This is a genomic window from Pseudohaliea sp., from assembly GCF_054552115.1.
This window is the reverse complement of the sequence record NZ_JBTOLW010000029.1, coordinates 1-19,480: the sequence shown is the minus strand read 5'-3', so window position 1 is coordinate 19,480 and position 19,480 is coordinate 1. Positions and strand designations below refer to the sequence as shown.

Sequence of the window (19,480 nt, the reverse complement as noted above, 5' to 3'; positions counted from 1 at the left end):
CGAAGCTGGCATAATACGCGCCCACGCGGGCGCGCCGACGCCCGCCTCCACAATTGTCGGCGGTGACCGTTCGGAAGGACATCATGCAGCAGCCCACAATGGAGCTCCTCTGGCGCAGCTCCCACATCGCTGGCGGCAACGCTACCTACGTCGAAGACCTGTACGAATCCTATCTCCGCGATCCGAACTCGGTGCCCGAACAGTGGCGGGACTATTTCGACAAGCTCCCGCTCGTGGAAAGCAAGGTCGCGCAGCTCAAGGATATTCCCCATTCCACAGTTCGCGACCGCTTCGCGCGCATCAGCAAGATGCGCGTACGTACCGAGGCAACCGTCGCTCACGATGCCCAGGCCACGGAATACGAGCGCAAGCAGGTGCGGGTGGTCCAGCTCATCTCCGCCTACCGCCAGCGCGGACACCAGAAGGCAAAGCTCGACCCCCTGGGCCTGGCCGAGCGGGAGCACGTGGCCGACCTCGAGCTTTCCTTCCACGAACTGTCCGAGGCTGACCTCGATACGGCCTTCCAGGTAGGCAGCCTCCACATCGGAAGGGAAAATGCCACCCTGGGTGAGATCGTCGACGCCCTCGAGCGCACCTACTGTCACCATATCGGTGCCGAGTTCATGCATATCGTGGACACGGCGCAGCGCCACTGGATCATGACCCGCATGGAGTCCGTCCGCTCTGCACCGGACTACGGGGCCGACGTGCGCCGGCAGCTCATGCGGCGGCTCATCAAGGCCGACGGCCTCGAGCGCTCCCTCGCCTCCAAATATCCGGGCACCAAGCGCTTCGGCCTCGAGGGTGGCGAGAGCCTTATCCCCATGCTTGCCGAGATGGTGCAGCGCATCGGCTCCTATGGCGCGAAGGAGATCGTCATCGGCATGGCCCACCGCGGCCGCCTGAACGTCCTCGTCAACATCCTCGGCAAGAAGACCTCGGAGCTGTTCGCCGAGTTCGAGGGCCGCGCCCAGTACGAGAGCTCCGGCGACGTGAAGTACCACCAGGGCTTCTCCTCCAACGTGATGACCCCGGGCGGCGAGCTCCACCTGGCGCTCGCCTTCAACCCATCGCATCTCGAAATCGTGGCGCCGGTGGTCGAAGGCTCCGTGCGCGCCCGCCAGGACCGGCGCAACGATCCGGTCGGCGACACCGTCGCACCGATCGTCGTCCACGGGGACGCGGCCTTCGCCGGCCAGGGTGTGGTGATGGAAACCTTCCAGATGTCCCAGACCCGTGGTTTCCGGACCGGGGGTACGGTGCATATTGTCCTCAACAACCAGGTGGGTTTCACCACCAGCAAGCGAGAGGATGCGCGTTCCACCGAGTATTGCACGGACGTCGCCAAGATGGTCCAGGCGCCGATTTTCCACGTCAATGCGGATGATCCGGAGGCGGTGCTCTTCGTCACCCAGATGGCCGTGGATTTCCGCAACGAGTTCAAGCGCGACGTGGTGATAGACCTCATCTGTTACCGGCGCCGCGGCCACAACGAGGCAGACGAGCCCTCCGTAACACAGCCGCTGATGTACCAGGCCATCCGCAAGCACAAGTCCACGCGGGACCTCTACGCCGAGCGGCTTATCGCCGAGGGCGTGCTGACCGAAGACGAAGACCGCACCCTGGTCGAGGGCTACCGCGAGTCCCTCGACCGCGGCGAGCCCCTGGTCAGTTCCCTCGTGTCGGAGCCCAACACGGCGCTATTCGTTGACTGGACGCCCTATCTCGGGCACGACTGGACCCTCAGCTGCGAGACCAGCATGGACCTGCACAGGTTGCAGAAGCTCGCACACGAGGTGAACGTGCCGCCGGAGGGCTTTCCGCTGCAGCGCCAGGTCAGCAAGATCCTTGAGGACCGGCGCAAGATGGCCGCCGGCGCGATGCCCGTGAACTGGGGCTTCGCCGAGACCCTGGCCTATGCCACGCTGCTTGAGGCCGGTTATCCGGTGCGTCTCACCGGTCAGGACGTGGGCCGCGGAACCTTCTCGCACCGGCACACGGTGCTGCACAACCAGAAGGATGAAAGCGCCTGGATTCCCCTGCAACACGTGGCGGAGGGGCAGGCGAAGTTCGACCTTTATGACTCGCTGCTATCGGAAGAGGGCGTGCTCGCTTTCGAGTACGGCTATGCCACCACGTCGCCCAGGGGGCTGGTGATCTGGGAGGCCCAGTTCGGTGATTTCGCCAACGGCGCCCAGGTGGTCATCGACCAGTTCATTACCAGCGGTGAGCACAAGTGGAGCCGTCTCTGCGGCCTCACGATGCTGCTGCCACACGGCTACGAGGGGCAGGGACCGGAGCACTCCTCGGCCCGTCTCGAGCGTTTTTTGCAACTCTGTGCAGAGCACAACATCCAGGTGTGTGTTCCGAGCACGCCGGCGCAGGTCTACCACATGCTCCGCCGGCAGGCCATCCGGCCACTGCGCAAGCCGCTGGTGGTCATGTCACCGAAGAGCCTGCTGCGGCACAAGGAGGCCGTTTCCAGTCTCGAGGAACTCGCCGGGGGGCGCTTCCACTGCGTGCTCGACGACCCGGATATCGGCGACAAGGGTAGCGTCCGGCGGGTGATCCTGTGCGCCGGCAAGGTCTTCTACGACCTGCGCGCCGAGCGCCGGGAGCGCGGCATCGAGGACATTGCGATCATTCGCCTCGAGCAGCTCTACCCCTTCCCGGAAGCCGAACTCCTCCAGGTGCTGAGCCAGTATCCGAATATCGAGGACGCGGTCTGGTGCCAGGAAGAGCCCATGAACCAGGGCGCCTGGTACTCGAGCCAGCACCACATGCGCCGGGTCATGTACTCGCACGTGGAGCACATCTATCTCGGCTACGTCGGCAGAGAGGCCTCTGCCGCGCCGGCCGCCGGCTACATGGCGCTGCATCTCGAGCAGCAGCAGCGCTTTATCAACGACGCCCTCACGCTGCCCGCCTAGGCAGCTTGGTCGGGTACCAGTAAGGAAGCTTCATGGCAATCGAGATAAAAGCACCGGCATTTCCCGAGTCCGTCGCAGACGGCGAGATTGCGACCTGGCACAAGCAGGAGGGCGACAGCGTCGCCCGCGACGAACTGATCGTCGAGATAGAGACCGACAAGGTTGTGATGGAAGTCGTCGCTCCGGAAGACGGCGTGATCAGCAAGATCCACGCCGCCGAGGGCGACACCATCGAGAGTCAGGCGCTGCTCGCCACGCTGGAAACCGGGGCTGCCGCGTCCTCCGGCAAGGCGGCTGCGCCAGAAGGGAAGGCGGCCGAGGGAGCTGAGCAGGGCGCGAAACCCGAGCCGGTGCAGGAGACGCCGCCCGCCGCCGAGGGGCCGGCGCTGGGCCCGGCCGCGCGCCAGCTGGTCGAGGAGCACAAGCTCGACCCGGCCGCTATCGCGGGTACCGGCAAGGGAGGCCGCATTACGAAAGAAGATGTGCTCAGGCATCTCGCCGACAAGCCTGCCGCTCCCGCGCCGGCCGCCGCAGACCCCGATGCCGTAGTGGAAGTGCCGAAGGGCCCGAGCAGTGAGCGGGTCGAAAAGCGCGTGCCGATGACGCGTATGCGGGCGCGCATTGCCGAGCGCCTGCTCGACGCCACCCAGCAGACCGCCATGCTGACCACCTTCAACGAGGTCAACATGGCGCCGGTCATGGCGCTGCGCAGGAAGTACAAGGAGCAGTTCGAGAAAACGCACAACGGTACCCGGCTCGGCTTCATGGGGTTTTTCGTCAAGGCCGCCTGCGAAGCGCTTAAGCGCTTCCCCGAGGTCAACGCCTCCATCGATGGCAACGACGTCGTCTACCACGGCTACCAGGACATCGGCGTCGCCGTGTCCACGGAAAACGGTCTCGTGGTTCCGGTGCTGCGCGACGCTGATTTCATGAGCCTCGCGGATGTCGAGGCGGCCATCGCCGACATGGGCAAGCGTGCACAGCAGAACAAGCTGACCATCGACGACATGACGGGTGGCACCTTCACGGTCACCAACGGCGGCGTCTTCGGTTCGCTCATGTCCACACCGATCCTCAACCCGCCGCAGACGGGCATCCTCGGCATGCACAAAATCCAGGAGCGGCCCATGGCCGTCGACGGCGAGGTGGTGGTCCTGCCCATGATGTACCTGGCGCTGTCCTACGATCACCGGCTCATCGATGGCAAGACCGCCGTACAGTTCCTGGTCGCCGTCAAGGACCTCATCGAGGACCCGGCGCGGATCCTGCTCCAGCTGTAACCGCGGAAACGCATTGAATCACGGGAGAGAGCATGGCTGACAAATTCGACATCGTAGTGATCGGCTCCGGCCCCGCCGGCTACGTGGCCGCGATCAAGGCCGCGCAGCTCGGCATGTCCGTAGCCTGCGTGGAGCAGTGGGCTGACGAAAAGGGCGGCGCCGTGCTCGGTGGTACCTGCCTCAACGTCGGCTGTATCCCCTCCAAGGCATTGCTCGACAGCAGCCAGAAGTTCGCGGAGGCGCGGGACAGCCTGGACCAGCACGGTATCGGTATCGGCAAGCCGAAGATCGATGTGGCTGCGATGCTGCAACGCAAGGAAAAGATCGTCAGTCAGCTGACCGGCGGCATTTCCGGGCTGTTCAAGCACAACGGCGTGACTGTCATCCAGGGCCGCGGCAAGGTTCTTGCCGGGGCCAACGTGGAGGTCACCGACAAGGACGGCAACAGCCGGGTTGTCGAGGCAGGCGATGTCATTATCGCCGCCGGATCCGAGCCGGTGCGCATCCCGCCGGCCCCGGTCGACGGCGAACACATCGTCGACTCTACCGGCGCCCTCGAGTTCACGGCGGTACCAAAGCGCCTCGGCGTGATCGGCGCCGGGGTGATCGGCCTGGAGCTCGGCAGTGTCTGGGGCCGTCTCGGTGCCGAGGTCGTGCTGCTCGAGGCGCTCGATGACTTCCTGCCGATGATGGACGTGCAGATCGCGAAGGAAACGCACAAGATCTTCAAGAAGCAGGGCCTCGACATCCGCCTCGGCGCGCGCGTGACCGGCACCGAGATCAAGAAAGGCAAGGTGGAGGTAACCTATGACACGGCCGAGGGCTCGCACACGGAAACCTTCGACAAGCTGATCGTCTCCGTTGGCCGCCGCCCCCGCTCGGAGGAGCTCCTGGCCTCGGACAGCGGCGTCACCCTGGACGAGCGCGGCTTCATCTACGTCAATGATTTCTGCGCCACCGAAGCACCGCATGTCTACGCTGTCGGCGATGTGGTCCGCGGCCCGATGCTCGCACACAAGGGCTCGGAAGAGGGCGTCATGGTCGTTGAGCGCATCGCCGGTAAACCGGCCCAGCTCAACTACGACTGCATCCCCTCGGTGATTTACACCCACCCGGAAGTCGCCGCCGTGGGCAAGACAGAACAGGAATTGAAAGCTGATGGCGTCGATTACAAGGCCGGCGTGTTTCCCTTCGCCGCCAGCGGCCGTGCCCTGGCGGCAAACGATACCGAGGGCATGGTGAAGATCCTCGCCGACGCACGGACGGACCGCATTCTCGGCTGCCATATCGTTGGCCCGTCGGCGGCGGACCTCACCCAGCAAGTGGTCATCGCGATGGAGTTTGGCTCCAGCGCTGAAGACCTGGCGCTTATGGTTTTCGGCCATCCGACCCTGTCGGAGGCGGTGCACGAGGCGGCCCTGGCCGTCGATGGCCACGCCATTCACGTCGCGAACCGCAAGCGCAAGTAGCGTCGCCCGGGGCCACCACGGCGGATAACAAGAACACCGCAGCCCCTTCCCCCGAGCGGCTTTCTCGCAACACAGAACGGGACACAACATGAATTTGCACGAGTACCAGGGCAAGCAGCTGTTTGCCGACTACGGCCTGCCGGTCTCCAAGGGCTACGCGGTGGATTCACCCCGCGAAGCGGTGGAGGCGGCAGATCTCATTGGGGGTGATACCTGGGTCGTCAAGGCACAGGTCCACGCCGGCGGCCGCGGCAAGGCCGGCGGCGTGAAGCTGGTCAAGAGCAAGGACGAGATTCGCGAGTTTGCGTCGAAGTGGCTCGGCAACAACCTCGTCACCTACCAGACGGATGAGCATGGCCAGCCGGTGTCGAAGATCCTTGTCGAGGCCTGCACCGACATCGCCGACGAGCTGTACCTCGGCGCCGTGGTCGACCGCTCGACGCGCCGCATCGTTTTCATGGCGTCCACCGAGGGTGGCGTCGAGATCGAGAAGGTTGCCGAAGAGACCCCCGAGAAGATTCTCAAGGTCGCCATCGACCCCCTGGTCGGTGCGCAGCCCTACCAGGGCCGGGAGCTCGCCTTCAAGCTCGGCCTCTCCGGAGAGCAGGTCAAGCAGTTTGTGAAGATCTTCCTCGGCCTGGCACGGCTGTTCGAGGACAAGGATCTCGCCCTTATCGAGGTCAACCCGCTGGTGATCACGGAGCAGGGTAACCTGCACTGCCTCGACGCCAAGCTCGGCGTCGACGGCAATGCCCTCTATCGCCAGGACACGCTTCGGGAGATGCACGACCCCTCCCAGGAAGACGCGCGGGAAGCCCATGCGGCGCAGTGGGAGCTCAACTACGTCGCTCTCGACGGCAACATCGGCTGCATGGTCAACGGCGCGGGGCTCGCCATGGGCACGATGGACATCGTCAAGCTGCACGGCGGCGCCCCGGCGAACTTCCTCGATGTGGGTGGCGGCGCCACCAAGGAACGCGTTTCCGAAGCCTTCAAGATCATCCTGAGCGACGACAAGGTGAAGGCCGTTCTCATCAATATCTTCGGCGGCATCGTCCGCTGCGACCTGATTGCCGAGGGCGTGATCGGCGCTGTGGAGGAAATCGGCGTGGAAGTGCCCGTGGTCGTGCGCCTGGAGGGCAACAACGCCGAACTCGGCCGGAAAGTTCTCGCGGAAAGCGGACTGAACATCATCGCTGCGACCAGCCTGACGGACGCGGCGCAGCAGGCGGTCAAGGCAGCGGGAGGTGAAGGCTGATGAGTATCCTGATTGACAAGAACACCAAGGTCATCTGCCAGGGCTTTACCGGGTCCCAGGGCACCTTCCACTCCGAGCAGGCCATCGAGTACGGCACGCAGATGGTCGGCGGTGTCACCCCGGGCAAGGGCGGCCAGGAGCACCTGGGCCTGCCGGTCTTCAATACCGTCGCCGAGGCCGTGGAAGCGACCGGCGCCGATGCCTCCGTGATTTACGTTCCAGCGCCCTTCTGCAAGGATTCGATCCTCGAAGCCGCGAATGCCGGCATCCGCCTGGTTGTCTGCATCACCGAGGGCATTCCGACCCTCGACATGCTCGAGGCGAAGGTCAAGTGCGACGAACTCGGGGTGCGCCTGGTGGGGCCGAACTGCCCGGGCGTCATCACCCCCGGCGAGTGCAAGATCGGCATCATGCCGGGCCACATCCACCAGCCGGGCAAGGTGGGCATCGTCTCGCGTTCCGGTACGCTGACCTACGAGGCGGTGAAGCAGACGACGGACGCCGGCTTCGGCCAGTCGACCTGTGTCGGCATCGGCGGCGACCCGATCCCGGGCTCGAACTTCATCGATATCCTCGCGCTCTTCGAGCAGGATCCGGCCACGGAAGCCATCGTCATGATCGGTGAGATCGGCGGTACGGCCGAGGAAGAGGCGGCCGCCTATATCAAGGCCAACGTGAGCAAGCCGGTCGTGTCCTACATCGCCGGCGTCACGGCGCCAAAGGGCAAGCGCATGGGCCATGCCGGTGCGATCATCTCCGGTGGTAAGGGCACGGCGGACGAGAAGTTCGCGGCGCTGGAAGACGCAGGCGTCAAAACGGTCCGCTCCCTCGCCGATATCGGCAAGGCGCTCGGCGAGATCACCGGCTGGTAAATCGACACGGCTGGTAGTGAGGGGCCCTCAGGGCCCCTTTTCTTATCGCATTTTTCCGGGGTGAGCACGGGATACTTCTCTCAGCCTTACCCGGCCGGGTCGCTCCCCGATACACGCTTTGTGAGAGAAGTATCCCGCGCTCAGCCCTGCCGCCTCGCGTAACTCTAGCGCGGGCGGATTTCCAGAGCGGTAGGGGCGGGTGCTGGCGTATGCCCCTACAAAGCGTGTAACGGGGAGCGACTGGGGGTATCCGCCAGCGGCCGGCCCGGGACGTTTCGGGCCGGAGGTGTCGCGAGGCACCCCGGCCGGGCAGGGCCGGCGATCGCCGATCGCTGCGGCGTCAACATTCGCCGGACTTTTCAGCAACAACCGGTTCTACTCCACCGGCGCATTGTCCCACTGCAGCCCGGCCGCGCCGATGATGCGGTTGGCGTCCTCCTGCAGCAGGAAGCCGGCAGAGACCGCCGCCTCGGCCGCATCGTTGACGGCGCTGATGTAGCCCTCCCGGTCCATGTACAGTGCTGCCATGGTCGCGGCGTCAAACAGCTCGGTAGTGCCGAACAGGAAGCAGAGGGCGGCGCCGTCGTTGCCCTCGCCGCTGAGCGAGGCGGCCGGGGCGTCGACATAGGGGGTGCGGATACCGCCGACGGCATTGCCGAACTCGTCCCGTTCGAGGGCGCCGGCGTCGGTGAGGGACAGGCGGGGCGCCTCCGGCGGGGCGGCACCGCCGCCTGCCCAGCTGTCCAGCGCGCGCAGCGCGGCCTTGAAGACCCAGGGCATGCTGCCGGCGTTCATCGGCCGGTCGCACTGCAGGAAGCCCAGGATCGTGTCCTCCTCGACGACCACCGGGGCCAGGGCGTCGGCGCCGGTATCCGCTCGACCGCCGACGAAGGTGTAGTAGTCCCCGTGGGCAGAGCCCGCAACCTCCCACAGGCGGAAGCGCTCGCTGTCGGGCTGCCGATCCGCCGCTGCGCCGAGAAGGACCACGTCGGTCTCGGTCTGGAAATTCATCACCGGGACATTGAGGTCATCGCGGATGCGCACGGTCTCCGGGGTGGGCACCTCGATCTCCGGTTCCTGGGCCAGCGGCGGGCTGCCGTCACCCCGGCTGTGAATCATGTAACCGTCGAAGGGGTTGTACAGTGGGTGCACGGCATTCACGTAGGTGAGCAGGCGTCCGGCGGACTGGGACTCGCCCATGCCTATCAGTCGCGCCGGGGCCAGGCCCTCGAGAAGATCCACCGGGCCCGGTTCCCGCAGCGCCTGCGCGACCTGCGAGAACATGTCGTAGGAGTAGGAATCGCCGGGGTGTTCGAGGCTGCCGTAACGCTCGGCGTTGGCGGCCTTGAGGTGCAGCGGTGCGATGCTGCTCTCCGAACCTTCGATACCCACCCGCTGGGCGGTGACGCCGACCCAGGCATGGCCGCGACGGAGCAGTTCGACGTGGCCCGTACCCCAGCTCGGCGCGATATCGAAGCCGCTGGTGACGTTGAGCCACTCGACGAAGACGGTGCCGCTGAAGTCCGCCGGGTCCTCGGGGCGGTAAACAATCAGCCGGCTCTTGTAGGGCGCCGTGCCCGCCGGTTCGGCCTCCCAGCGCCCGTCTGCCTGGAACTCGTTCAGGTTGCTGAAGCGGCTGGCTTCACCCTCGAAGAAGAACTCCCGCTGCCGGTAGCCGACTTCGGCAAGGTCGAAAGTCGTGGTCAACAGGACCGGTGAGCCCGCATCGGGCGGATCACTGATCGTCGGGCTGGCGATGGGGAGAAATTCCGGCTCCGGCGGGGGTGGCGGAGTGATGGTGATCGTTTCGCCATTGCCTCCATCGCAGCCGGAAAGGGCGAGGAGGCCCAGTAGCGGTGCGGCGAAGAACAGGGAGCGGAGTGGCAGCATCGGTAAGACCTCTCGTTTATTCGTTATCGTCTTACTATGGTCACGAACCCCTTGAAAATCCAGCCGGTCGACCCCATTCAAAAGGCTTCACGGGACGCACAGTGAGGAACCCATGACCGCGGACGTCAAGAAAGAAACCCTGGGCTTCCAGACCGAGGCGCGGCAGCTGCTGCACCTCATGATCCATTCGCTCTACAGCAACCGGGAAATCTTTCTTCGGGAGCTGATTTCCAACGCCTCGGATGCCATCGACAAGCTGCGCTTCGCGGCCCTCGACGATGACGCGATCCTCGAGGGGGAGGCGGATTACGCGATCCGCGTCGCCCTCGACAAGGACGCGCGCACGATCACTATCAGCGACAACGGTGTGGGCATGACGCGGCAGGAGGTCGTCGACAACCTGGGCACGATCGCCCGCTCGGGTACGGCGGCCTTCCTCGAGAACCTCACGGGCGACCAGAAGAAGGACTCGCAGCTGATCGGACAGTTCGGCGTGGGCTTCTACTCAGCATTCATCGTCGCCGAGCGGGTTGAGGTGCACACCCGCAAGGCCGGCGAGCCCGCGGAGGCCGGCGTCCTCTGGGAGTCGCACGGCGAGGCGGAGTTCTCCATCGAGGACCGCCCGCGCGATGCGCGCGGCACGGCGATCACCCTCTATCTGAAGGAGGACTGCAGCGAGTTCGCCGACGAGTGGCGCGTGCGTAGCGTGATCAAGAAGTACTCGGACCACATTTCCGTACCTGTGATGATGGCCAAGGGCGCGGAAGCGGCGGACGAAGGCGAGGACGACAAGGCTGACGATGCCGAGCCGGCCTGGGAGACGGTCAACGAGGCCACCGCGCTGTGGACCCGCTCCCGCAGCGAAATCAGCGACGACGAGTACAAGGCCTTCTACAAGCACGTCTCTCACGACTTCGAGGATCCGCTCACCTGGAGTCACAATCGGGTAGAGGGCAAGCTCGAATACACGAGCCTGCTCTACGTGCCGCGGCGCGCGCCCTTCGATCTCTGGAACCGGGAGGGGGCCCGGGGGCTCAAGCTCTACGTGCAGCGCACCTTTATCATGGATGATGCCGAGCAGTTCCTCCCGCTCTACCTGCGCTTCGTGAAGGGAGTGGTCGACAGCAACGACCTGCCCCTGAACGTGTCGCGGGAGATTCTTCAGCAGGATCCCTCCGTGGACAGCATGCGCAGTGCCCTGACCAAGCGCGTCCTGGACATGCTCGGGAAGCTGGCGAAGTCGTCGCCGGACGATTACGCGGCCTTCTGGAAGGAGTTCGGCCAGGTGCTCAAGGAAGGCCCGGGTGAGGACTTCAGTAACAAGGAGAAGGTCGCCGGTCTACTGCGCTTTGCCACCACGCACACGGACAGCGAAACCCAGGACCAGGGCCTCGATGACTACCTGGCCCGCATGCAGGAAGGCCAGGAGAAGATCTACTACGTGGTTGCGGAGAACTTCAACACGGCGCGGCGCAGCCCGCACCTCGAAGTGTTCCGCAAGCGCGGGATCGAGGTGCTGCTGCTCAGCGACCGTATCGACGAATGGCTTATGAGCCACCTCCAGGAATATTCGGGCAAGCCGCTGCAGGACGTGGCCCGCGGTGAGCTGGATCTCGGCGAGGAGGAAAAGGCCGAGAGCGAGAAGCTGGCGGAAGAAAGCAAGGGCCTGCTCGAACGGATCAAGGCGGCCCTCGAGGGCGACGTGGCCGACGTGCGCGCCAGCGCGCGGCTGACGGACTCCGCGGCCTGCCTCGTGGTCGGCGAGCACGAGCTCGGTGCCCAGATGCGCCGGATCATGGAGGCGGCCGGCCAGCCGGTGCCGGACAGCAAGCCCACGCTGGAGATCAACCCCACGCACCCGCTGATTGCACTGCTGGACCGGGAGAGCGACGAGGACCGCTTCGGTGACCTCGCCCGGGTGGTTCTCGACCAGGCCACGCTGGCGGAAGGCGGCCAGCTCGATGACCCGGCGACCTATGTCGACCGGCTCAACAAGCTGCTCCTCGAACTCGCCGGCCGCTAGCGATGCTGGTGACCATCTGGCGCCACGGCGAGGCGGCCCCCGGGCGCCCGGACCGGGAGCGCCGGCTCACGGACCGCGGCCATGCAGACCTCCGTCGGGGTGCCGCCGGTTTTGCGCGGGCGCTGGAAAGCCGGGGGTTGCCCCTGCCCGAGGCGCTCCAGGCCAGCCGCTGGGTGCGGACCTGGCAGACCGCGGCTTACCTGGCCGAGGCGCTCGGCCTGCCGGCGCAGGAAGAGGAGGCGCTGATCCCGGGCGCTGACGCCGGGGGTGTAGAGGCCTGCCTCGCCGGGCTCCCCGCGTCAGCGCACCGCGTGCTGGTCTCGCACCAGCCGCTGGTGTCCGAGCTGGTTGACCGCTGGCTGGGCGAGCCCGGCCTCGTACCGTCGCTAGCGCCGGGAGCCTATGCGGTGCTGGAGGCGGAGGTCTACGCCCCGGGCTGCGCGAGGCTCTGCTTCTGGGCGGCGCCGCCGGATTACGGGCTTTGACGCCCCGGGAAAATCCGTCACCATACGTTCTCGACCATGCATGCCGACAGGAGCAGCATCTTGCCCCATCGCCCAGCCGTCCGCCGGCACGTCCGCCCCGTTCTCAGCGCCCGCCTGGCAACCGTGCTGGCGGCCTGCCTGGCGCTGCCCGCCGCGGCGGCTGAGGACGGTGCCGCGGCGCTGCTCTCGCGCTATGACCGCTTCCCCCACGCGGAGGTCGTCGACCAGGCCAGCGAGCCGGTACTCGACTACGTGGTGGGGCTCGGCCCGATGCAGAAGGTGCGCGGTGACTGGCTCCTCGAAGACAGCGAGCGTCTGACCGGGCACTTGACACGGTACACCTGGCGTATCGTCGACGGTTTCAGTTCCCGGTCCCTGTTCGAGGATGCAACCACGGAGGTCGAGGCACTCCCGGGCAGCGAACTGCTCTACGCCTGCGAGGCGCGGTCCTGCGGCCGGAGCGTGCAGTGGGCCAACCGGGTCTTCCACCAGCGCGTGCTCTACGGGACCGAGAGTTCGCAGCGCTACCGGGTCTATGCCCTGAGGGACGGGGAGCGGGAGCAGCGGCTCGTGATGTATGCGAGCGCCCGCACCTCCGACCGGCAATACCTGCACATGGAACTGCTCACGGTCCGGGGGGAGGGCAGCGCGATCCCCGGTGAGCAGTCGCGCTAGCGGCGCTTCCCTACTGGCGCAGTCTCAGCAGTCCGAGAAACTCGTCCCGGGTCTTCAGGTCATCGCGGAAGGAGCCGAGCATGGACGAGGTCTTCATGACCGAGTTCTGCTTCTCGACGCCCCGCATCATCATGCACATGTGCTGCGCTTCGATGATGACGCCGACACCGGCCGCATCCGTGACGCTCATGATCGTCTCGGCAATCTCCGTGGTCAGCGATTCCTGGATCTGCAGCCGGCGCGCGAAGATATCGACGATGCGGGCGATCTTGGACAGTCCAAGCACCTTGCCGGTCGGGATGTAGCCGACGTGGCATTTGCCGATGAAGGGGAGGATGTGGTGTTCGCAGAGCGAGTAGAGTTCGATGTCCTGCACCACGACCATTTCGCTGGAGTCAGAGGGGAAAAGGGCTTCGTTCACGACCTCTGTCACGGACTGGTGGTAGCCGCGGGTCAGGAACTGGTAGGCCTTGGCGGCCCGTTCCGGCGTGTCCTTGAGACCGGGGCGCTCCAGGTCCTCGCCCATGCCCTCGATGATTGCTGCCCAGTGTTCCTTCATGTGCCGCCTTCCCGCTGTCCACGCGGCGCGATGGTACCATGCGCCCCATGAACGATCACGCGCCCCGGCAGCTACCACCGGATACCCTCGCCGGCGCCGTCGCCCGTTGCGCGACGCGCCTCGATGAGGCCGGCGTCGCCTTCGGTCACGGCACCGACAACCCCTGGGACGAGGCCGTGCAGCTGGTGCTCGGCGTGCTGGGCCTCGAAGACGGCCCGGGTATCGCGGAGCGGGCGCTGGCCGATGCCGACTGGGATACCATCGCCGCCCTGCTGGAGCGGCGCATCGGGGAGCGTTGCCCGTTACCCTACCTGCTCGGAGAGGCACACTTTGCCGGGCTGCGCTTCCGCTGCGACCGGCGCGCGCTGGTACCGCGTTCGCCCCTGGCCGAGCTCATCGAGAGCGCCTATGCGCCCTGGTACGCCGGGCCGCCCCCGCGGCGGCTGCTGGATCTCTGCTGCGGCGGCGGCTGTCTCGGGATCGCCGCTGCCGTGCACGCGCCGGGGCTTTCCGTGGTGCTCGCGGATCTCGACAGCGACGCCCTGGCACTGGCAGCGGAAAACGTGGCTCTGCAGGACGTTGCAGGGCGGGTCAGCCTGCGCCGCTGCGACGGCTTCGAGGGCCTGGCGGGGGAGCGCTTCGATATCATTCTGTGCAATCCGCCCTATGTCGACCAAGACGATCTGGCCTCCATGCCGGCGGAGTTCACTCACGAGCCGGCAGCGGGCCTTGGCGCCGGTACCGATGGCCTCGACCTGGTGCGCCGCCTCCTGCCCGTGGCCGCAGAGCACCTGGAAGGGCATGGACTGTTGCTCCTCGAGGTAGGGAACAGCTGGCCCGCCCTGGAAGCCTGCTACCCGCGCTTTCCCTTCACCTGGGTCGAGCTCGAGCGCGGCGGGCATGGGGTCGCGGCGATCACCGCTCGGGAGCTTCGCGACCACGCCGCAGCCCTCGCGTATAATGCCGGCGCGGCGACAGGGCAGGACTGAGACATGGCAGGCAACACCTTCGGCAAGCTGTTCACGGTGACGACCTTCGGTGAGAGCCACGGGCCCGCGCTGGGCTGTATCGTGGATGGCTGCCCGCCCGGGCTGGCACTCAGCAGCGCCGATATGCAGCCGGACCTGGACCGCCGCAAGCCGGGCACGTCGCGCTTCACCACGCAGCGCCGGGAGGCCGACGAGGTGCGCATCCTGTCCGGCGTTTTCGAGGGTGTCACCACCGGCACACCCATCGGGCTCCTGATCGAGAATACGGATCAGCGCTCGAAGGACTACAGCAAGATCAAGGACGTGTTCCGGCCGGCACACGCCGACTACACCTACCAGCAGAAGTACGGCCGCCGCGATTATCGTGGCGGCGGACGCTCCTCGGCGCGGGAGACCGCCATGCGTGTTGCTGCGGGAGCCATCGCCAAGAAGTACCTTGCCGAGTACGCGGGCGTCACCGTGCGCGGCTACCTGAAACAGCTTGGGCCCATAGCCGCGCAGCGCCTGGACTGGAGCGTGGTAGAAAGCAATCCCTTCTTCTGCCCGGACCACGACAAGGTGCCGGAAATGGAGGCCTACATGGCCGAGCTCAACAAGCGGGGTGATTCCGTCGGCGCGCGCATCAATGTGGTTGCCAGCGGCGTTCCGCCGGGGCTCGGCGAGCCGGTTTTCGACCGACTCGACGCCGACATCGCCAGCGCGATGATGGGGATCAACGCGGTCAAGGGCGTGGAACTCGGGGCGGGCTTCGCCTGCGTGGCGCAGCAGGGAAGCGAGCACCGCGATGCACTCACGCCGGCCGGCTTCGTAGGCAACAACGCCGGCGGCGTGCTCGGCGGAATCTCCAGCGGCCAGGACATCACCGTGAGCCTGGCGCTGAAACCGACATCGTCTATCCGGCAGCCGGGGGCGAGCGTGAATACCGCCGGTGAGGCGGTCGAGGTAGTGACCACGGGGCGGCACGACCCCTGCGTCGGGATCAGGGCGACGCCGATTGCCGAGGCAATGCTGGCCCTGGTGCTCATGGACCACCTGCTGCGGCAGCGGGCGCAGAACGCCGGAGTCGTCAGCCCGACCCCGGTCATCCCGGCGACGGCCGGGTCCTGAGCGATGCGCCGGTGGCGCCGCAATACCCGGACGATCCTGCTTGCCGTGTGTGCCATGGCCGCGCTGCCCTGGGCGGCGGTCACGCAGTTCGATATGCCGAAGGCGCAGTTTCTCGAATTGCTCTGGGGCGCACTGGGCGCCTTGCTGCTGGTGATCCTCGCCGCCGGGGCGGCCGCTGCGCTGTTGCTTGCACTGCGCCGGCTCTGGCGCCGCCGTTGACCGTCCTGCTACGCCCCCCTCGCGGAGGCCGGTATCGCCGGACGTCAGTCTTCCTGTAGCAGATCGATCTCCAGGCTCATGGCGTCGGCGATGCGGTCCAGCTCCGATTCCAGGGTAACGCGATCCACGCTCGATGCGGCCTGCGCTTCGAGGGTGGCGTGGAACAGGGGCTCGGCACTCATGGGCGCGCTACGCACTGTGCTTTCCAGGCTGCGCAGGTTCAGTCCGGCGCCGTGCAGGGCGCGCGTCACCTCATGGATGATGCCCGGACGGTCCGGGCCGACCAGCGCCAGGGTAAGGACCGCCCCTTCTTCCGACGCCGTCTCGCCGGCCTCGGTCACGCTGCAGTCGATGGCCTCTGCGGCCAGCCCCGCGAGCGCCTCGCGCAGCGCGGTTTCCGCCGCGGTGGGCAGGTTGACCAGTGCCAGGCCGGCAAACTTGCCGCCGAGCTGGGACAGGCTCGCGTCCTCCCAGTTGCCGCCGTGCTCGGCAACGAGCGCGGCGAGGCGTTCGACGATGCCCGGCCGGTCGTCGGCGATGAAACTGACCACGATGGCTTTCTGCACGACGTGTCTCCACATTGGCGGGGGAACTTCGTATAGTACCGCGACATCCTCCCGACGCTAAGGACGAACCATGAAATTCCTACTTCCCCTGCTGGTCGCCCTGTTCCTGCTGCCTGCTCAGGCCGCCACGGCCGCCCCGGACTACGCGGCCGCTCTCGCCGGTGAACACCGCAGCGAGGCGAACCGTGCCCGTGACGGCTGGCGCAATCCCGCCGAGACCCTGGCCTTCTTCGGTCTCGAACCTGCTATGACCGTGGTCGAGCTTTCCCCCGGCGGCGGCTGGTACACGGAGGTGCTGGCACCGCTCCTCAAGGACGAGGGCACGCTTTACGCCGCGCACTTCGACGTCAACGGCAGCGCCTACGGGCGACGCTCCCTCGGTGGGTTCCTGCGCAAGCTCGGCGCCGACAATGACGTTTACGGCAGCGTCATCGTTTCGACCCTGGCCCCGCCGACGACCTTCGACATCGCACCGGCCGGCTCGGCCGACCTGGTTCTCGCCTTCCGCAACGTGCACAGCTGGCTGCGCGGTGACGCGCTAGACCCGGTGTTCGCCGCGGCCTTCGAGGCCCTCAAGCCCGGCGGTGTCTTCGGCGTGGTGCAGCACCGCGCGCCGGAGGGCCGGTCGCTGGAAGCCATGAAGAACACTGGCTATGTGACCGAGGCGACGGTCGTCGCTGCCGCCGAAGCCGCCGGTTTCGAGCTCGCGGGCCGATCCGAGATCAATGCCAACCCGGAGGACAGCGCCGATCACCCCGAGGGTGTCTGGACCCTGCCGCCGACCCTCGCGCTCGGCGATCAGGACCGGGACCGCTACGTCGCTATCGGTGAGAGTGATCGTATGACCCTGAAATTCGTCAAGCCCGCCTCCTGAGGCGCCGTGGCGAATTTCCTGCGTATTCCGCCGGAGCGGTTGCCCCCGGAGACCCTCGCGGCGCTGCTGGAGGAGTACGCCAGCCGTGACGGCACCGATTACGGCGAGCGCGAGGTGCCCCTGGCCGAGAAACGGGAGGCGCTCTCCCGCCAGCTCGCCGCCGGTGATCTGGCACTGCTCTTTGATAGCGACAGCGAAAGCTGGGACCTCGTCCCCCGGGAGCAGGCACTGGACCTGCTCGGTGACGCGTCGTGAGCGGCCCGGCCACCCACGAGCTCGACGCCCGGGGTCTCTACTGCCCGGAGCCCGTCATGCTGCTGCACAATGCGATCCGCGACGCGGCCCCCGGCGACCTCGTCGTCGTGCGCGCCACGGACCCGACCACGCGCCGCGACATCCCGCAGTTCTGCCACTTTCTCGGCCACGAACTGCTGGAGGAAAGCGAGGAGGATGACGAGCTCCGTTTCCTCGTCCGCAAGGCGCAGTGATTCAGGTCCCGTGACGGTCGAAGCGGCCAGCCTGGAACAGGTGTTCGCCGACTGCTTCGGGCAGCGGGAGCGAACGCGACTGGTCGGCGGCGCCGAGGAGCCACTTTATCTGCCGGCCACGACCGTCGGCGGCTGGCACGAGATCCATTACCGCGCCGACTACCCGGCCAGTGCGCTGCACGAGGTGGCGCACTGGTGTATCGCCGGCGCGGCCCGCCGCCGGCTCGCCGACTACGGTTACTGGTATGCACCGGATGGCCGCGACGCGGAAGCACAGCGCGCCTTCGAGGCGGTGGAGGCTCGGCCCCAGGGCCTTGAGTGGCTCTTTGCGCAGGCCTGTGGCCTGCCGTTCCGCCTGAGCCTCGACAACCTCGACGGGCAGCTGGCGGCGGCCGACCGCGACCGCTTCGCGGCGGCCGTGGTCGCAGAAGCCCGCGCGTGGCAGTCCCGCGGGCCCGCCGGGCGGGCAGGGCGTTTCCTCGAGGCGCTGACAGCACGCTTCCCGGCCGGCCGCGCGGTGTCGGCCATGCAGTTTCCGCTCCGGGCTCTCGGCTGACCCGTGCGCATCGTCTGTGACGAGAATATGCCCGGCCTCGAGTCGCTGGCGGCAGCCGGCGCCACGCTCCGGACCCTGCCCGGGCGTGCCATCAGCCGCGGGGACCTGCGCGATGCCGACGCGCTGCTGGTGCGCTCGGTTACCCGTGTGGACGCGGCGCTCCTCGACGCTACGCCGGTGCGCTTCGTGGGCACCGCGACCAGCGGGACGGACCACATCGATTGCAGTGCCCTCGAGCGCCGGGGCGTCACCTTCGCCGCGGCGGCGGGCGCGAATGCGAACGCGGTAGCAGAATACGTGCTGGCCGTCTTGGCGTCGCTCGAAGACCCGCTGGCGGAACTGCTCGCGGGCGCCCGTGTCGGTATCGTCGGCTACGGCCATGTCGGTCGCTGTCTCGGTGCCCGTCTCGATGCGCTCGGCATCCGCTGGTGTGCGACGGACCCGTGGCTTCCCGAGGGGGCGATACCGTACAGCGCCACGCCGGGCGAGGTGCTGGCCTGCAGGGTGCTGACGCTGCATTGTTCACTCACGACCCGTGCACCCTGGCCGAGCCGGCACCTCATCGACGAGCGCGCGCTCAGGCGCCTGGCGCCGGGTGCGCTGCTCATCAATGCGAGCCGCGGCCCCGTCGTGGACAACACGGCCCTCGCGGCCTGGCTGGAAGGCGGTCGAGGAAGAGGGGTGCTCGATGTCTGGGAGGCGGAACCGGAGGTGCCGGCGCCGCTGCTCGACCGGGTCAGCCTCGGCACACCCCACATCGCGGGCTATTCCCTGGAGGCCCGGCTCGCCGGCACGCAGCGCGTGGTTGCCGCCATGGACAAGGCGCTGGGCACGGCGTTCGCCGGCGCCCTGGCCCCGCCGCCGGCCGCGACCCTTCCGCTGCCGGAGAGCAAAGAGCGCGGTGAGCTCCTCCGCGACCTGCTCCTCGCTCGTTACCAGCCCAGGGACGATGACCGGCGTCTCCGTGAGGCTCTCGCGGACGCTGGCACGGACCGCGGCGCTGCCTTCGACCGCCTGCGCCGCGACTACCCGCTGCGCCGGGAACTGGCGGGCAACCCGGTGCGCGGGGGCAGCGCTGAGGCGCGGGCTATCGCCCGGGCGTTGGGTTGTCGAGTGGTTGGCTGAAGGCCGAGCCCTGATTCCCGGGGTGAGTGTGGGGTACTTTTCTCAATCGCTCCCCGATACACGCTTTGTGGGAGAAGTATCCCGCACTCACCCCGGCCGCCATGCGGACTGCCAG

The 19,480-nt window shown here is 67.0% G+C and carries 19 protein-coding genes; 16 read left to right on the top strand and 3 right to left on the bottom strand.

What is annotated here, in order from left to right; all coding sequences use genetic code 11:
* Positions 1-83 precede the first annotated feature (83 nt).
* The 5 genes from ACX93N_RS13145 to sucD all read left to right on the top strand — a co-directional run bounded on the left by ACX93N_RS13145 (position 84) and on the right by sucD (position 7,809).
* A complete protein-coding gene (locus tag ACX93N_RS13145) occupies positions 84-2,930 on the top strand; it encodes a 2-oxoglutarate dehydrogenase E1 component (protein WP_459428888.1) in 2,847 nt (948 codons plus the stop codon).
* A gap of 32 nt (positions 2,931-2,962) precedes the next feature.
* Positions 2,963-4,210 carry a 2-oxoglutarate dehydrogenase complex dihydrolipoyllysine-residue succinyltransferase gene (odhB, locus tag ACX93N_RS13140; RefSeq protein ID WP_459428887.1) on the top strand — a complete coding sequence of 416 codons (1,248 nt, stop codon included), beginning with the start codon at positions 2,963-2,965 and terminating at the stop codon, positions 4,208-4,210.
* Between the two features lie 32 nt (positions 4,211-4,242).
* Positions 4,243-5,679 carry a dihydrolipoyl dehydrogenase gene (gene lpdA / locus ACX93N_RS13135; protein WP_459428886.1) on the top strand — a complete coding sequence of 479 codons (1,437 nt, stop codon included), beginning with the start codon at positions 4,243-4,245 and terminating at the stop codon, positions 5,677-5,679.
* 88 nt (positions 5,680-5,767) lie between these two features.
* Positions 5,768-6,937 carry an ADP-forming succinate--CoA ligase subunit beta gene (gene sucC / locus ACX93N_RS13130; RefSeq protein WP_459428885.1) on the top strand — a complete coding sequence of 390 codons (1,170 nt, stop codon included), beginning with the start codon at positions 5,768-5,770 and terminating at the stop codon, positions 6,935-6,937.
* Positions 6,937-7,809: a succinate--CoA ligase subunit alpha gene (sucD, locus tag ACX93N_RS13125; RefSeq protein ID WP_350035237.1), complete on the top strand. Its 873-nt coding sequence runs from the start codon at positions 6,937-6,939 to the stop codon at positions 7,807-7,809. Before sucC ends, sucD begins: the two co-directional genes overlap by 1 nt.
* A gap of 375 nt (positions 7,810-8,184) precedes the next feature.
* Here the strand turns inward: sucD and ACX93N_RS13120 are convergent, their stop codons facing one another.
* Complete coding sequence (locus tag ACX93N_RS13120; RefSeq protein WP_459428884.1) at positions 8,185-9,699, bottom strand: alpha/beta hydrolase domain-containing protein; 1,515 nt, start codon at positions 9,697-9,699, stop codon at positions 8,185-8,187.
* A gap of 112 nt (positions 9,700-9,811) precedes the next feature.
* On the opposite strand from ACX93N_RS13120, the gene htpG reads away from it, so the two are divergent.
* From htpG to ACX93N_RS13105, 3 genes are read left to right on the top strand one after another with little or no spacing between them, the layout of a single operon-like run.
* A complete protein-coding gene (gene htpG, locus ACX93N_RS13115) occupies positions 9,812-11,722 on the top strand; it encodes a molecular chaperone HtpG (protein ID WP_459428883.1) in 1,911 nt (636 codons plus the stop codon).
* 2 nt (positions 11,723-11,724) lie between these two features.
* The gene (locus tag ACX93N_RS13110) at positions 11,725-12,207 is read left to right on the top strand and encodes a SixA phosphatase family protein (RefSeq protein ID WP_459428882.1); all 483 of its coding nucleotides are present in this window, start codon (positions 11,725-11,727) and stop codon (positions 12,205-12,207) included.
* Positions 12,208-12,267: 60 nt separating this feature from the next.
* Complete coding sequence (locus ACX93N_RS13105; RefSeq protein WP_459428881.1) at positions 12,268-12,882, top strand: DUF4892 domain-containing protein; 615 nt, start codon at positions 12,268-12,270, stop codon at positions 12,880-12,882.
* A 10-nt stretch (positions 12,883-12,892) separates the two neighbouring features.
* Here ACX93N_RS13105 and folE read toward each other — a convergent pair whose 3' ends face one another.
* The gene (gene folE / locus ACX93N_RS13100) at positions 12,893-13,441 is read right to left on the bottom strand and encodes a GTP cyclohydrolase I FolE (RefSeq protein WP_459428880.1); all 549 of its coding nucleotides are present in this window, start codon (positions 13,439-13,441) and stop codon (positions 12,893-12,895) included.
* Between the two features lie 47 nt (positions 13,442-13,488).
* On the opposite strand from folE, the gene prmB reads away from it, so the two are divergent.
* Genes prmB through ACX93N_RS13085 form a run of 3 tightly spaced genes read left to right on the top strand, consistent with a single transcriptional unit; the run spans position 13,489 to position 15,756 of the window.
* Positions 13,489-14,430 (top strand): 50S ribosomal protein L3 N(5)-glutamine methyltransferase, encoded by a 942-nt coding sequence (prmB, locus tag ACX93N_RS13095; protein ID WP_459428879.1) that lies wholly within the window; start codon positions 13,489-13,491, stop codon positions 14,428-14,430.
* Positions 14,431-14,433: 3 nt separating this feature from the next.
* On the top strand, positions 14,434-15,537 hold the full coding sequence (aroC, locus tag ACX93N_RS13090) for a chorismate synthase (protein WP_459428878.1): 1,104 nt from the start codon (positions 14,434-14,436) through the stop codon (positions 15,535-15,537).
* A 3-nt stretch (positions 15,538-15,540) separates the two neighbouring features.
* Entirely contained in the window at positions 15,541-15,756 is a 216-nt protein-coding gene (locus ACX93N_RS13085; RefSeq protein WP_459428877.1) for a hypothetical protein, read from the top strand.
* A gap of 44 nt (positions 15,757-15,800) precedes the next feature.
* On the opposite strand, the gene ACX93N_RS13080 is transcribed toward ACX93N_RS13085, so the two are convergent.
* Positions 15,801-16,322, bottom strand: coding sequence for a glycine cleavage system transcriptional repressor (locus tag ACX93N_RS13080; RefSeq protein WP_459428876.1), 522 nt, complete (start codon positions 16,320-16,322; stop codon positions 15,801-15,803).
* Between the two features lie 70 nt (positions 16,323-16,392).
* On the opposite strand from ACX93N_RS13080, the gene ACX93N_RS13075 reads away from it, so the two are divergent.
* Genes ACX93N_RS13075 through ACX93N_RS13055 form a run of 5 tightly spaced genes read left to right on the top strand, consistent with a single transcriptional unit; the run spans position 16,393 to position 19,365 of the window.
* Positions 16,393-17,196 carry a class I SAM-dependent methyltransferase gene (locus tag ACX93N_RS13075; RefSeq protein ID WP_459428875.1) on the top strand — a complete coding sequence of 268 codons (804 nt, stop codon included), beginning with the start codon at positions 16,393-16,395 and terminating at the stop codon, positions 17,194-17,196.
* Between the two features lie 6 nt (positions 17,197-17,202).
* Positions 17,203-17,451, top strand: a complete 249-nt coding sequence (locus tag ACX93N_RS13070; protein ID WP_459428874.1) for a YheU family protein — start codon at positions 17,203-17,205, stop codon at positions 17,449-17,451.
* On the top strand, positions 17,448-17,684 hold the full coding sequence (gene tusA, locus ACX93N_RS13065) for a sulfurtransferase TusA (protein ID WP_459428873.1): 237 nt from the start codon (positions 17,448-17,450) through the stop codon (positions 17,682-17,684). The genes ACX93N_RS13070 and tusA overlap by 4 nt, the downstream gene beginning before the upstream one ends.
* 10 nt (positions 17,685-17,694) lie before the next feature.
* Positions 17,695-18,240, top strand: coding sequence for an elongation factor P hydroxylase (locus ACX93N_RS13060; RefSeq protein WP_459428872.1), 546 nt, complete (start codon positions 17,695-17,697; stop codon positions 18,238-18,240).
* A 3-nt stretch (positions 18,241-18,243) separates the two neighbouring features.
* Positions 18,244-19,365: a 4-phosphoerythronate dehydrogenase gene (locus ACX93N_RS13055; protein ID WP_459428871.1), complete on the top strand. Its 1,122-nt coding sequence runs from the start codon at positions 18,244-18,246 to the stop codon at positions 19,363-19,365.
* Positions 19,366-19,480: the final 115 nt, after the last annotated feature.